The sequence below is a fragment of the Sphingopyxis sp. genome (assembly GCF_035944815.1).
GTDB lineage: Bacteria > Pseudomonadota > Alphaproteobacteria > Sphingomonadales > Sphingomonadaceae > Sphingopyxis.
The window spans coordinates 210,793-224,766 of the sequence record NZ_DASZAU010000002.1; the positions used below are offsets into that span (position 1 = coordinate 210,793).

A 13,974-nucleotide genomic window follows, 5' to 3' on the forward strand; every position below is an offset into this window, starting at 1 on the left:
GTCAGAAGCGGCCCGAAGTCGCCAGCACGAACCCGCCTGGACCCGCCTTGAAGCCCAGCGCCGATAGCGCCGCCGCCATTGCCGGGTCGCGGTCGACGTTGATCGCGAACTGCGCGCGATACGCGCCGCTGCCGTCGAAGGACAGCGTCAGCCGTTCCATCCCCGACTGGCTCGCGAGCGCCGCCTGTGCGCGTCCGTTCGCGCAGGTCAGCGGTCCCGACAGCCCGCGCGACAGGTCGAGCCCCGCGATCGGCGCCGACACGGCAAGCTGGACGCGGCCCGCGGCGCTGACGCATTTGCCCGCTCCATCGAACTGCACGGTCGCGCCCTCGAAACGGATAGTATCGACGGGGATCATGCCGAGCCCGCCCGACATCGAGGTCGTTCCGCTGACGTCCGACACGCCGCGCGGGTCGCTCCCATGCAGCCGCCCGGCTAGTGCGCCGAGCCGTTCGTCCGCGCGCGAAAAGGCCAGTTCGACGCTGCCCCCGAGCAGGGCGAGCGGCGACAGGCTGGCGCGCACCGTGCCGAGCGGCAAGGCACCGAGCCGCGCCTCGATCAGCTCGCCCGACCAGACCGAACCGCGCACGTCGCGCGCGGTGATGCCCGCGTCGGTCGCGCCCGACCATGCAAGTGCGAGCCGCATCGGGAAGGTCGCGACAAGCAGCAGCAGCGCGAGCAGCGCCGCCGCGACAATCCAGCGCCGGCCCACACTCACTGGCCGCCCTTTCGGAGCTCGGCGGTCAAGCCGACGGTGCCGTCGGCGGCAGGGGTGATCGTCAGCTGGTCGACGATGAAGCCCTGCCCCTCGAGCGACGCGAGCCAGTCGGTCAGGACGGGCGCCTTTGCGGTAGCGATGGCAATCGTCGCCTGCCCGCTGCCCCGCGCCTCGTTGCGGTCGAGCGTCAGGCCGATTTCGCCCGCCGATTGCGCAAGATACTGGTCGATCGCAACCGCGTCGGCCGCCACGGCAACCGGTCTGGCGGGGCGATCGGCCAGCAACTGCACCTTGGCCGCCACCCGGCCTTCGCGCTCGATGGCCGCGCGATGCCGGCTCTCGAGATCGATAAATGCCGCAACCGCCGGGCGGCCGAGACCCCAAATGACGACGCCCAGCGCGAGCAGGCCCGCGATACCGACAAGCCAGCGTTCGCGTTGGGACAGGCCGACCCACCAGTTTTGCAGTCGCTCGGTCATGGTACCGCCCGGATCGTGATATTGGCCATCTGCTGCCCATCGCTGCCCGCCATCGGCTGCGCGGTGATACGGTAGCCGCGCGCCTGCAGCGCGAGCAGCACCTTGTTTATATCCTCGACGCGCGGCGCCGCGAGCGTCGTCGTCGTCGTGCCATCGGTCCGGTGCGACAGCGTCTTGAGCGTGACGCCCGGCGCGTCGCCCATCGCGTCATACAGCGCCGATGCGGGAACCGAGAAAGCGAGCGGGCCACCACCGGCTGCGGCGATACGGCGGTCGAGTTCGGCTTCGGCCCCCGTCGCATCGGGCGCCGTCACCCCGGCCTTCTTTGCCATCGCCACGACAGCATCGTCGGCTCGCCCCGTGTCCGAAGCAAGCCGCAACGCGTGGACAATAGGGACGAGCAAGCTGACGACGGCGAGCGCGATCGCAAGCCATTTCGCGCGCCGCAGCATCGCCGGGTCGACCGACCAGCTGCGCTTCGGTTTCCATCCACCGCTGAGCAAGTCGAGCGGCGGCACCGCGAGCGTCAGCAACAGCGCCTCCCGCATCCGGTCGGCATCGAGCGGCGCAATGTCATGATTACCCGCGATCAGCGGGTCGAGTTCGGGATCGGATAGCCAGGCCCGGTCGGCGGCACGAACGATCCGTTCGTTCCCGACCTCGGCCGTCCACAAGGCCTCGGACTCGGGCGGCGGCACGGCCGCGGCCGCCGGGATGATCGCAGCGGGCGTCAGTTCGCGCGCCTTCAGCCAGTCGGTCCACGCCGTCATCGCGGCGTGCGTCGTCACGGCGACCGGAACCGCTTGCCCCGCGTCGGCGGGCTCGCCCGCGACGACATGCAGCGCGGACGAATCGCCCAGACTGGCCTTCAGTGCGTCGATGCGCGCCACAGCGGCCGCCTGTGCCGGCGCGGCATCGGGATAGTGGAGCCAGCGCAGGGGTACGTCGGCGGCAGGCGCCAGCGCGACAAGCTGGTCGTCGGGAGCGTTGTCGCTCGGTTTTTCCCAGGCCGCGACCCAATTGTCGTCCTGGCCGCTGTCGACGATCACGCCGTCATCGACGCGCAGCCAGGCGGCGTCGGCGGCCGTTCCTTCATCGAGCGCCGCCAGCGGCGGCAGCCAGATCACCAGCGTGCGCGTCATCTCAGTCGGCCTCGCCCCAGTCGCGGCGCACGATCGTCGGAGCGGCGGCGCCGGCAGACGGCGCGCCACCATTGGCATCGATCAGCGAAACTGCGGTCAAGAAACCGTCCCCTATCGTCACATTCGTCGTCAGCGCCAGCCAGCGGCTGTTCACCCCCGCCTGTTCGGCCACGTCGGTCGGCGGCTTGCGCCCGGCAAAAGGACCCGCCTCCCAGAATCGTACGCTGCTGCCATAGCCGCCCGCGGGCCGCGCCGCCAGCGCCGCCCGCGCATCGGCGACGGTGATTTCGCCGGGCAGCAGCATCGCCACCAGCGGCGCCTGTTCGGGGCCCAGCGTGTTGACGTTGAGCCGCACCGGATCGGTCGCCGGCAACACGCAAATCCACGGTTTGAGCCGCGCGTAGATTTTCGGCGTGACGCCGCGCACCGCGCGCAGCTCGCTGATATCGGCCATCTTGCGGTTGGCGGGCAGATAGGCACCCTGCATCGAACGATAGGCATTATCCTCTGCGCCCAGCGGCCCTTCGTTGCTGTCGCTGTCGATCCAGTCGGCTGCGGCGCCGGCGATCGCCTGCGCCTGCCCGGGATCGATACCGAGCAATTTCATCAGCTCGCCGAACTGGCGCATCGACCCCGACCGCTGACTGAAACGCCCGGGGGTGGTTTCGGCGACAAGGCTGTTGAGATTGAAGCAATTGTTCGCGTCGGTCAGCTTTGCCCGCCCCTCGCCACCCGGCAGCGGCAGCGTGAAATCGCGCCCGAGCCAATTGCCCGCGAGCGTCAGTTTCGCCGGATCGCGCCCGACAAGATCGGCGACGCGACGCAGCGCGATCTGTTCGGCGGCAAAGGCATAGGCGCGGCCCTGATCGACCGTCGCGGCGCTGCCCGCGATCCGCGTCGCAAGCGTCAACCGGTCGAGCGCGGTCGCCGCGATCACCGCCATCACCGCGACGAGCAGCAACACGGTCAAAAGCGCGGCCCCGCGCTCGTCCTTCTTCCGCGACCTCATGGCGCCGGTATCCCTGCTGCGGGCGGCGGCGGCAGCGTCGGCGCGGTCAGGAACAACATGGTGAGCGCCTCGCGGCCGGTGCGCGTCAGCCGCACCTCGACCGCGCGGGGCAAGCGGTCGCCGGGCTCGGAGGTCCAGCTTTCACTCCAGTTTCCGCGTTCGTCGCGGTAGCGCACCGCAACCCCGGCGACGTCGGCGACCAGCCGGTCGCCATCGCCGAGCGCGGTGCCGTCGAGCATCGGCTGCGTCGCGCGCCGCCATTCGCCGCCGACCAGCGCATAGCCGACACGCTCGACATTCGGACGCGGGCCGCCGTCGAGCGCCGCTGCGCCGCCGTGAACGAAAGCAAAGCCGGTCGAGGATCCGACGAATGCCGGGATGGCCTCACCCGCCGGGCCGCGCGTCGGGCGCTGGACCGCCTGCGCCAGATCATTCGCCATCACGGCGCGCAGCCGGTTGATCCCGCCCATCGCCTTCAGACGTCCCTGCACCGCGTCCTGCGTATCGACGCTATTGCGGAGCAGGCCGACGCCCATCGCGGCGATCGCGGCGAAGATCGAGAGCGCGACGAGCATCTCGACGAGGGTGAAACCGCGTTCGCCCTTCATCGCGACGGCCGGATGATCGTGAGTGCCGCCTGCCCGTTGCCGCTTTCGGGACGGACGAGCAGGTCGATGCGCAGCAGGGCATCGTCGGCGGTCTTCGCAACGCGCTGTTCGACGCGCCAGTTGCGACCGGCGTTGGCGATCATGGTGGCGCTGTTGCCGATCGTCGGCGGCGCGGGGTCGGTCCAGAGTTCGACCGCGCGGTTCTGCGCGACGATACCCGCCATCGTCGTTTCGTCGAGATCGCCGGCCGAGCGCACGGCATAGGCATCGAGCCGCACGAGCGTGAGCGCGGCGATACTGATGATGCTGAGCGCGACGAGCATTTCGAGCAAGGTGAAGCCGCGGTCGCCCGACGGCGAAACGGGGCCGGCGCTATCGATCACGGCCGACCTCCCCCGTCGCCGATACGCGTACGACCTCGCGCGCGTCGCCGCCGGTGAGGACGATGGCTTGCGGCGTCGGGCTGATCCCGACGCGGTCGAACAGGATGCGCGCCGCGCCCTGCCCATTGCCCGCAGTGAAACGCACGTCGCCGGGCCAGTTCCGACGTTCGAACGCGCGGCCGGGAAGCGGTTGCCATTCGCCCGACATGCGCCGTTCGAAGCCATAACCCGAGGGCGCAAAATTGACCGCGACGCTGCGCCCCTCGATCACCGCGACGTCGCGCGCGGCGGCGAGGCGCGCAGCGAGGCGGTCGGCCTCGCTGCGCACGGTGCGTTCTTCGCCCGGAATGGTGAGGACGACGGCGGTCGCGGCAAACGCCATGATCGCAAGCACGATCATCAGTTCGACAAGCGTGAAACCGTTGGCGTCGGGACGCGCGCGCGCCTCAACCGTCGGTGCGAATATCCGCATTGTCGTCGGTCCCGCCGGGCGCGCCGTCGGCGCCGAGCGACCAGACGTCGAACGCCTTTCCGTTCGGCCCGGGCGCCTGATAATTATAGGGGCGCCCCCACGGATCGGCGGGCAGTTTCTTGATATAGCCGCCGCGGCGATAGCGTTCGGGCTGCGCGAGCGCGGGTGGTGCGGTAACCAGCGCGTTCAGCCCGTCGGTCGAGGCCGGATAGGTGAGGTTGTCGAGGCGATATTGTTCGAGCGCGCCTTCGAGGGTCGCGATATCGGCCCTTGCCTTCGTCACCATCGCCCTGTCCTGGCTGGGCAGGACGTTGACCATCACGACCGTGGCGAGCAACCCGATGATGAAGATCACGACCATCAATTCGGTGAGCGTGAAGCCGCGCTCGTCGGTCTTGCGGCGCCGCGCGGCCAAGCGACCGCGATCGGGGGTGGATGTATCGATCATCAGGCGGAAGATTAGCTTCATCAGCGACATTTTCATAGTCCGGCTAGGTTCTGCAACTGAAGGATCGGCAGCAGGATGGCGAGGATGATGAGGGCGACACACGACCCCATAACGACAATTATGACAGGTTCGAGAAGCGCCATCGACGCGGCCGTAAACCGGTCGAATTCGCGCTCGAGATAATCGGCGGCGCGCTCGAGCATGACTTCGAGCCGGCCCGCGCTTTCGCCGCTGGCGGTCATATAGACAAGCAGGGGCGGAAAGACCCCGGCATCGCGCAGCGCGGCGGACAGCCCCCCGCCCGCGCGCACCTGATCGACGATATTCGCCGTCGCGCCGGCCAGCGCAGCGTTGCGGATCGTCGGCACCGTCAGTTTGAGCCCTTCGACGAGCGGCAGCCGGCTCGATACCATCGTCGACAGCGTCCGCGCAAAACGCGCGGCGTAAAGGTCGCGAAGCAGGCGGCCGAACAGCGGCAGGCGCAGCAGGCGCGCATCGACCGCCGCCTTGAACGCGGGGCGACGCATCGCCGATACCCAGCCGAAGGCTGCAGCAGCAATGAGCAGCGCAATCAGCCACCACCAGTTCGCGGCGAAGCCCGAAATCGCAATCACCGCGCGGGTCAGGAAGGGCAGTTGCTGGCCGGTGTCGGTAAATTGTTCGACGACGCGCGGAACGACGAAGATCATCAGCGCGGTAACGACGCCGATCGCCACGACCGCGAGCACGATCGGATAGGCGAGCGCAGCGATCAGCTTGCCGCGCACCTCGGCCTGCCGTTCGAGCAGGTCGGCGAGACGCGCGAGGATGGTCGTGAGGCTGCCGGTCGTCTCCCCGGCCGCGACCATCGCGCGATAGAGCGGCGGAAAGCTGGCCGGCTGGCGCGCCATCGCATCGGCGAGGCGGCGCCCTTCGAGCAGGCCGGCATGGACGTCGCCGACGATGGCGCGCGCACTTTCGGCTTCGCTCTGCCGCGTCAGCGTGCGCAGCGCCTCTTCGAGCGGCGCGACCTCGGCGAGCGTCGCGAGCTGGCGCGTGAAGAGCGCCAGTTCCTTGGCCGACAGCCTGTTCTTGCGGAAAGAGAGAAGCGAACGGCCCGCGGGTTTCGCGCCCGCCGCTTCGACCGCGACGATATGGAATTTGCGGGCGATCAGGTCGGCGCGCGCCGCGTCGTCGTTCGCGGCGCTCAGCCGTCCCTTGCGTTCGCGGCCCTGGCTGTCGATCGCCACATAGCGATAATCAGGCATCGACATCCTCGCGCCGCGCAATGCGGATCGCCTCCTCGGCGGTCGTCAGCCCCTTGGCAACCATCGAACGCGCCGCCGAGGCGAGCGTCGGCGATTTCAGGAAGGCATGCTTCGCAATCATCGCCTCGTCGCCGCCGGCATAGATATAGCGGCGGACGGTTTCGTCGACCTTGATCGCCTCGAACACGCCGATCCGCCCCTTGAACCCGGTGCCGCCGCACTGGTCGCAGCCCTTCGGGCGCCAGATCACCGTGCCGATGTCGAGCCCGAGGATGGCGGCAACGCTGTTGTCGGCCTGCACCGGCTCGCGGCAATGATCGCAGAGTTTGCGTACGAGCCGCTGCGCGAGGACGGCGCGCAGCGTCGACGCGAGCAGGAAGGGTTCGACCTTGAGGTCTTTCAGGCGCGTGATCGCGCCCACCGCATCATTGGTATGGACGGTCGAGAGGACGAGGTGGCCCGTGAGCGACGCCTGCACCGCGATGTCGGCAGTTTCGCGGTCGCGGATTTCGCCGACCATAACGACGTCGGGGTCTTGGCGCAGGATCGCGCGGAGCCCGGCGGCGAAATCAAGCCCGACCTTGGCATTCACCTGCGTCTGGCCGACGCCGTCGACGGCATATTCGACCGGATCCTCGACGGTCAGGATATTGCGCTGGCCGTCGTTGAGCTGTTTCAACGCGGCATAGAGCGTCGTCGTCTTGCCCGAGCCGGTCGGGCCGGTGACGAGGATGATGCCATTGGGTTCGGCGAGCGCTTCCCGCAAAATCCGGTCAGCTTCGCCCGACAGGCCGAGGACGTCGAAATCGATCCCCGCCGCATCCTTGTCGAGGATACGCATCACGACGCGTTCGCCCGCGCGGCTGGGCAGTGTCGAGACACGGACGTCGACCGCCTTTCCCGCGAGCGTCAGCCCGATACGCCCGTCCTGCGGCACGCGGCGCTCGGCGATGTCAAGGCGCGCCATCACCTTGATGCGGCTGACGACGACGGGCGCGACATGCGGCGGCATGCGGAGGTGCTCGCGCAGCACGCCATCGGCGCGCATACGGACGACGAGCCCGCTTTCATAGGGCTCGATATGGATATCGCTGACACCCTGCCGCACCGCTTCGGCGATGATCGCGTTGATCAGGCGGATCGCGGGGGCGTCGTCGGCGCTGTCGAGCAGATCCTCGGCGCTCGGGATGCCGAGATCGAGATCGCTGCCGTCGAGCGACCCCGCCATCGCGGCGGCCGAGGCATCGACGGCATAATGATCCGACAGCAGCCGGTCGAAATCGGCGACATTCGCCGTCGCCACGCGCAGCGGCTGCGCGAGATAGCGCTTCACCTCGATCAACACCGCCGGATCGCTGCCCTCGCGCAATGTCGCAAGCCAGACGCCATTTTCGCCGGGCGCGATGACCACGCCGTGCGCGCGCGCAAAACCGTAGGGAATATCGACCGGCGCCGGGAGCGGCACGGCCGGTTCGATGTCGCTCACGGATATTCTCCGGTGGGAGGCGCCGGGGCCTGCGAAACCGACGGCGGGACGTCGACGGGCGCGATGCTGCCGCCTGCGCCTGGTGCGCCCGGCGTTCCCGATGCGGCGGCTGGGCCGACGGTCACGTCGGCCGCCGTCGGCTCGCTCGGGACGGGCGGCACGGTGCCCAGATAGTCGCGGACCAGCGTGTCGATCGCAGGCTCCTCGCCGGGGTTCCGTTGGAGCTGGAAGTCGCGGACATAGCCGTAGCGACGCGCAGTGAGCGCGGCATTATCCTCGCGATTGCGAAGGATCGTCGGGCGGATGAAGACCATCAAATTGGTCTTCGAGCGCGTCCGACTGCGCGATTTGAACAGCTCGCCGAGCAAAGGAATATCGCTCAAAAGCGGGATGCGTTCGATCGTCCGGCGCTCGTCGTCGTTGAGCAGGCCACCGATCGCGAGGATTTCGCCGTCGTCGACGGTCAGCACGGTTTCGAACGAGCGCTTGTTGAGGATAAGGTCACTGTTGCGCGACGAGACGGGCCCGGCGACGCTCGAGACTTCCTGCCGCAGGAACAGCTTGACCTCGCCCGCGCCGTTGACCTGCGGCGTCACGTCGAGCTTGATGCCGACCTCCTCGCGCTGGACGGTGCGGAAGGCGTTGTCGAAATTGTCCGAAAGCGCCTCGCCCGTCGTGATCGGCACTTCCTGTCCGACGAGGAATTTCGCCGCCTGGTTGTCGAGCGTGACGATATGCGGGGTCGCGAGCAGGTTCGACGTCGTGTCGGACTTCACCGCGTTGATGATCGCGCCGAACACTGTATTTTTGCCGATATCGCCCGCAAAGCCCGCAAAGCCGCCAGTCGCGGTGAGTAGCGAGGCGGCCGCAGCTTCCTGCAGGCTATTGCCGAGCGAGCTGTTCGTCTGCGTGACCGTGGTATTGCCGTTCACCGTCGTCGTCTGCTGCGAGAGCTGGTTCGCCGCATAGGCGCCGCCGAGCGTCAGGATGTTGGGTTGGGCATTGCTGTAGCTCGTCGCGACGAACGGGATATTCTTGCCGCCGAGCAGGAACTGGACGCCGAGCCGCTTCGCCGCATCGTCACCGATTTCGACGACGATCGCTTCGACCAGAACCTGTTGCCGGCGGCTGTCGAGCTGGCGGATCAGCTCGCCGAGCATGCGCTGCACGTCGCTGTTCGCCGCGACGATGATCGCGTTCGCGCCTTCGTAGCGCGTGACGATGGCGGGGCCGCGCGTCGCGATGCTGCCGCCCGAGCCGCCGACCGTGGTCGGCGCTGCGGGTGCGGCGGCGGGCGCTGCCGCCGCGGTGCCAGACGACGAGGACGAAGACGCCGACGAGGCCGGCGGGAGGCCCGCCTTTTGCGCCGGGTCGCTGCCGCCGCCGACGAGCTGCTGGATCGTCGGCAGCAGCGTTTCGGCATTGGCATGTTCGAGCCAATAGACGCGCAATTCGGTGCCGCCCGCCGCCTTCGCATCGAGGTCGGTCGCCATCGCGACGAAACGCGCGACGAGCGCCTGGTCACCCCTGAGGGCAATCGCGTTGCTGCTGTCGATCGGCACGATCGCGACGGGGGCCTGCGCCCCCTCGCCCGCCGCCGGGACCAGCGCCTGCAGCGCGGCGGCGATTTCGCGCGCGCCGGCATTTTTCAGCGTGACGATCTGGCTGGTCGACGTGTCGCGGTCGATGCTCGCCGCGAGCGCGCGGATGCGGCGGATATTGTCGGCGAAGTCCGCGACGACGAGGCTGTTGGCGTTGCGGTTCGCGGTCAGCGATCCCTGCGGGCTGACGAGCGGGCGCAGCGTTTCGACCGCCGCGACGGCGTCGATATGGCGGAGGCGGACGATTTCGGTGACGAACTGGTTCTGCGCCGCGCCGCTGCTGCCGATACGGCCGGGCTGCGCCGCGGCGCCGTCGATCGGCTGGACACGGTAGCTGCCGTTCGGGCCGGGCACCGCGACAAGGCCGTTCGAACGCAGCGTCGCGAGGAATATCTCGAAATATTCGCTGCGCGACAGCGGCCGGTCGGTGACGACCGACACCTTGCCGTTGACGCGCCCGTCGATGACGAAGGTCCGCCCGGTGATGCGCGCGGCGTCCTGGATGAAGGCGCGGATGTCGGCGTCGCGGACGTTGAGCGTATATTGCGCCTGCGCCGCGATCGGGGCGGCGGAAACCAGCGCGGCGGCGAGCATCAGGGAAAGTTTGAGACGCATAAGACCTATTGCTTCGAAAGGAAGATGGCGACGGGGACGACGCTGGCGCCGCGCTCGACCTCGAGCGCGATGCGCGCACCCGGCGCGAACTGGTTGGCGAGCGCGGCGGCGTCGCTCGCCGAGCCGATCGGCCGGCCGCCGATCGAGCGGATCACGTCGCCGGGACGCAGGCCCGCGGCGCGGAAGGCGGCGCCGTCGCCCTGCGGCTGGACGACGATGCCGGTCACGCGGCCATTTTCGGTGCGCGGCGCGAAGCCCACCCCGGCCTTGATGGCGGCGGGGCTCATTTCGCCGCTGGCGGACGCCCCCGCCTGCGCCGCACCGATTTCGGGTGTCGGCGCGGGCAGCGGCGTCGCGGGCGTGGCGACCGCGGCGGCATCGCCGCTCTGGTCGAGGAACAGGCTCTCGCGCGCCCCGCCGCGGTCGAGCAGGACATGGTCGAAGGCGACGCCGGCGAGCTTCACCCCCGGCGCGATCTCGTCGCCGACGGCATAGCTGTTCTGCACCCCGTCCTCGCCCGCGATGATCGCCGACCCGCTGCCGGTCGCTTCGTTGATATTGATGCCGAAGAGGGTGAGGCCAAGCGCGGTGACGGTGGCCGAAGCCGGCCCCTGTACATTGGTGCGGAAAAAGGGATCGAGGCTGGTGAACAGCGCGCGGCGTTCGGCGGGCGACGCAATCACCGCCGCCTGCGGCTGCCAGGCGCCGAGCGGCGACAGCGGGGTGAGCAGGGTCCAGAGCAGCCGAACGCATTGCCAGATCAGCAACGCGCCAAGCAGGCCGACGAGCAGCATGGGCCAGATTTCGCGCGGACCGCGCTTTCCGCCGCGCAACCACGCGGGCAGCGCACGCGGCAACCGAACGGCCGATCCGGACATCAGCGTTGCCATGAATTCTTCCCTGTCCCCCAACTGAAAGGCCGTGTTCGCGAATCGCCTAGGGGCGATTGGTGACAATCAGTTGACCGGAAGATTACAGTTTTTTGACGGACGGGCGAGTCCGGTGCGGTGGCCGGAGACGATCCTCCCCGCCGCGCGGCGACGGGGAGGAGGAAGGCGTCAGAACTTCAGCGACGCGCTGAGCGAGAAAGTCCGGCCCAGCTTGTAGCGGTTGAAGTAGATGCGGTTGTCGCCGAATTCCTGCAATTCCTTGTAGGTGCGGCCCGTGAGGTTGCGTGCCTCGAACTTCAGCTCGATTTCCTTGTTCAGCAGGTTGATCCCCTGCCGCGCGACGAAGTCGATCTGGATGCCGGGCTTTTCGCGAATGTCCGGCTGGCCCGACGGGCCGCGGCTGGTCACGCGCGGGCTGGCATAGGTGATGAGCAAGGTCTGCTGCGACAGCTTGTCCTGATCTTCGAGCCCAAGCTGGAAGTTGACCAGATGGTCCGACTGGCCGGTCAGCGGCGCGCCGTCGAAGAAGAAGTTGCTCGCATCCTGCACCACGCCGTTGATCACCGTCGTGTCGTCGGCGCCCACTTTGATTTCCGACTTGGTGAAGGTATAGTTGCCGATCAGCACGAGACGGCGGCTGGCCCAGAAAGGCGAGTCCGACAGGCTGTCGAGCGCGAAATATTTCTGCAGTTCGATCTCGCCGCCATAGAGCGTCGCTTTCGGCGCGTTCGCATAGCTGGTGTTGCCGATCGAATCGGTCAGCGAAGTATAGGCTTCGATCGGGCGATCGATCGACTTGTAGAAGCCGGCAGCGGTCAGACGCTGGTCCTTGCCGAAATACCATTCGTACCGCAGTTCGGCGTTCCACAGCTCGCTGTCGGTGAGCGACGGGTTGCCGCGGAAGTTGCGGTTCGAATCGGGGTCGGTGTAGATTTGCGCGACGAGTTCGCGGAACTGCGGCCGCGCGATCGTCTTGGACCCGTTGAGGCGCAGCTGCATATCGGGCGCCAGCTCCCAGGTCAGCGTGACGGCCGGCAGCCAATAATCATTGTTGAGGTTCGTCGACGTGATCGCGCCACCGCCGGTGCCGAAGAGATCGACGGGGTCGACCGTCTGCTTGCCGTCCTCGTACCGCACGCCGGCATTGATGTTGACGCCCGAAACCAGCTCGGCCTGGAGTTGCGCATAGCCAGCATGCGTCTTCAGCGCCGCTTCGAATGCCGCGGTGCCGTCCTGCGCCGAGGTTTCGACCAGCGTGATGTCATAGAGCTGGATCGTCGCGTCCGAGAGCAGATAGTCGGGGCGCAGCTGCGTGACCGCGACCGGCAGGCCCGAGGCGCGGAACTGGAAGGCGCGGCGAATCGAGGTCCGCTGGGTATCGCTATAGGCATAGCCGATCGTCGCCGAGATGCGCGGCGCGATCTCGTACGTCAGGTCGACGCCGCCCGACCACAGATCCTCGTTGAGGTCCGAGAAGGCGATCGTCGCGTCGCCGCGGTTGCCGCCAAGATCGTTGACGAACTTGTCGCCGGTCGGATCCTGTTCGGTCGGCAGGTTGGTGCGGACATAGGTGAAGCCGCGCTCATAGGGTGCTTCGCGCTGCGAATTGGCATAGGCGCCGCGCAGGTCGAGCTTCAGCCGGTCGAAATGGAATTCGCCGACGAACTGCGTATTGATCAGCTGGCGTTCGTACCAGGCGGTGTCCTGCTTCATGATATCGCGGCCGACCTGGTTCGCGTCGGTGCCGAGCGCGAGGCGCGCCTGTTTCAGCGTGTCGCGGATATAGAGGTTGGTCCAGCGCAGCTTGTGCTCGCCGATTTCGAGACCGAAACCGAGCAGGCCGTTCACGACGACGCGGTTGTCGGTGACGACACGGTTGTAGCTGGTCTGCGGGTCGCCCGACAGATCCTGTTCGACCGAGCTTTGCTGCAACGTGTCGCGTGTGCGCCACTTGTTGCTGATCCCCGCGGTCGCGATGATGCCAAGCTCGCCGTCGGCAAGCGCGATGTTCGTGCCGCCGGTGATGCCCGCCGACCAGTTGACCGGAATATGGTTGTTCTGCTGCAGCAACGTCGTCGGCGCGTTGACCAGTTCCATCTGGATCGCTTCGAGCTGGTCCTGCGTGAAGTCGGCGCCTTCGAGGATCGGCTTGCCGCTCGCGAACGCCGCCTTCAGCAGGTTCGGAACGTCGCGGGTGCCGTCGTCGAAGCCCGTCCAGTCGCTGTCGCTGCCATAATAGGTATAGCCAAGCTCGTTCGTCGTCTCGCTGTCCCAGCCGATCCCGCCGCTGAGCGTCAGGAAGCTCTCGCGCGGAATCGCCTTGGTCGTGAGGTTGATCACGCCGCCGCCGAATTCGCCGGGGAAGTTCGCCGAATAGCTTTTCTGGACGAGCGTCGAATCGATGACGTTCGAGGGGAAGATATCGAGCGGGACGACGCGCTTCAGCGGTTCGGGGCTGGGCAGCGGCGAACCGTTGAGCAGTGCGAGCGAGTAACGGTCGCCAAGGCCGCGGACATAGACGAAGCCGCCGCCGACGACGCTGAGGCCGGTGACGCGCTGGAGCGAACCCGAAATATCGCCTTCGCCGGTGCGCGCGATATCGGCCGAGGACAGGACCGACACGACTTCGGGCGTCGCGCGGACGACGTTGGGGGTATAGCGACCGGTGACGACGATTTCCTGATCGGCGCCGCCCGGGATCGAAACGTCGCTCTGCTCGTCATCCGCTGCCGCGTCGTCGGCAGGCGTTTCGGCAGGTGCGGGCGCATCGGCCGCGGGCTCGCCGGCGGCGTCCTGCGCGAGCGCTGCGGGCGCCACGAGGGCGGAACTGAGGAGGAGCAGGCTGGCGAAGATCGGCCGCTTGGTCATGATGGAAA

Annotated in this window: 13 protein-coding genes; all 13 read right to left on the reverse strand. The window is 67.9% G+C overall.

The features are described from left to right. Position 1 precedes the first annotated feature (1 nt). Entirely contained in the window at positions 2–718 is a 717-nt protein-coding gene (locus VGU00_RS01980) for a type II secretion system protein N (protein WP_327464952.1), read from the reverse strand. Beyond that, positions 715–1,197 carry a type II secretion system protein GspM gene (gene gspM / locus VGU00_RS01985; RefSeq protein ID WP_327464954.1) on the reverse strand — a complete coding sequence of 161 codons (483 nt, stop codon included), beginning with the start codon at positions 1,195–1,197 and terminating at the stop codon, positions 715–717. The genes VGU00_RS01980 and gspM overlap by 4 nt, the downstream gene beginning before the upstream one ends. Further along, positions 1,194–2,339 carry a type II secretion system protein GspL gene (gene gspL / locus VGU00_RS01990; RefSeq protein WP_327464956.1) on the reverse strand — a complete coding sequence of 382 codons (1,146 nt, stop codon included), beginning with the start codon at positions 2,337–2,339 and terminating at the stop codon, positions 1,194–1,196. The genes gspM and gspL overlap by 4 nt, the downstream gene beginning before the upstream one ends. Position 2,340: 1 nt before the next feature. Further along, a complete protein-coding gene (gene gspK, locus VGU00_RS01995) occupies positions 2,341–3,348 on the reverse strand; it encodes a type II secretion system minor pseudopilin GspK (RefSeq protein ID WP_327464958.1) in 1,008 nt (335 codons plus the stop codon). Continuing rightward, the gene (gene gspJ / locus VGU00_RS02000; RefSeq protein ID WP_327464960.1) at positions 3,345–3,956 is read right to left on the reverse strand and encodes a type II secretion system minor pseudopilin GspJ; all 612 of its coding nucleotides are present in this window, start codon (positions 3,954–3,956) and stop codon (positions 3,345–3,347) included. Before gspJ ends, gspK begins: the two co-directional genes overlap by 4 nt. After that, positions 3,953–4,339: a type II secretion system minor pseudopilin GspI gene (gene gspI, locus VGU00_RS02005; protein WP_327464962.1), complete on the reverse strand. Its 387-nt coding sequence runs from the start codon at positions 4,337–4,339 to the stop codon at positions 3,953–3,955. The genes gspJ and gspI overlap by 4 nt, the downstream gene beginning before the upstream one ends. Then, positions 4,329–4,811 carry a GspH/FimT family pseudopilin gene (locus VGU00_RS02010; protein ID WP_327464964.1) on the reverse strand — a complete coding sequence of 161 codons (483 nt, stop codon included), beginning with the start codon at positions 4,809–4,811 and terminating at the stop codon, positions 4,329–4,331. Before VGU00_RS02010 ends, gspI begins: the two co-directional genes overlap by 11 nt. Then, positions 4,786–5,289, reverse strand: a complete 504-nt coding sequence (gene gspG, locus VGU00_RS02015; protein ID WP_327464965.1) for a type II secretion system major pseudopilin GspG — start codon at positions 5,287–5,289, stop codon at positions 4,786–4,788. The genes VGU00_RS02010 and gspG overlap by 26 nt, the downstream gene beginning before the upstream one ends. 2 nt (positions 5,290–5,291) lie before the next feature. Beyond that, complete coding sequence (gene gspF, locus VGU00_RS02020) at positions 5,292–6,506, reverse strand: type II secretion system inner membrane protein GspF (protein WP_327464966.1); 1,215 nt, start codon at positions 6,504–6,506, stop codon at positions 5,292–5,294. Then, a complete protein-coding gene (locus VGU00_RS02025) occupies positions 6,499–7,992 on the reverse strand; it encodes a GspE/PulE family protein (protein ID WP_327464968.1) in 1,494 nt (497 codons plus the stop codon). Before VGU00_RS02025 ends, gspF begins: the two co-directional genes overlap by 8 nt. After that, the gene (gene gspD / locus VGU00_RS02030) at positions 7,989–10,208 is read right to left on the reverse strand and encodes a type II secretion system secretin GspD (protein ID WP_327464970.1); all 2,220 of its coding nucleotides are present in this window, start codon (positions 10,206–10,208) and stop codon (positions 7,989–7,991) included. Before gspD ends, VGU00_RS02025 begins: the two co-directional genes overlap by 4 nt. A 5-nt stretch (positions 10,209–10,213) precedes the next feature. Then, complete coding sequence (locus tag VGU00_RS02035) at positions 10,214–11,098, reverse strand: type II secretion system protein N (protein WP_327464972.1); 885 nt, start codon at positions 11,096–11,098, stop codon at positions 10,214–10,216. A 168-nt stretch (positions 11,099–11,266) separates the two neighbouring features. Continuing rightward, positions 11,267–13,966: a TonB-dependent receptor domain-containing protein gene (locus VGU00_RS02040; protein ID WP_327464975.1), complete on the reverse strand. Its 2,700-nt coding sequence runs from the start codon at positions 13,964–13,966 to the stop codon at positions 11,267–11,269. Positions 13,967–13,974: the final 8 nt, after the last annotated feature.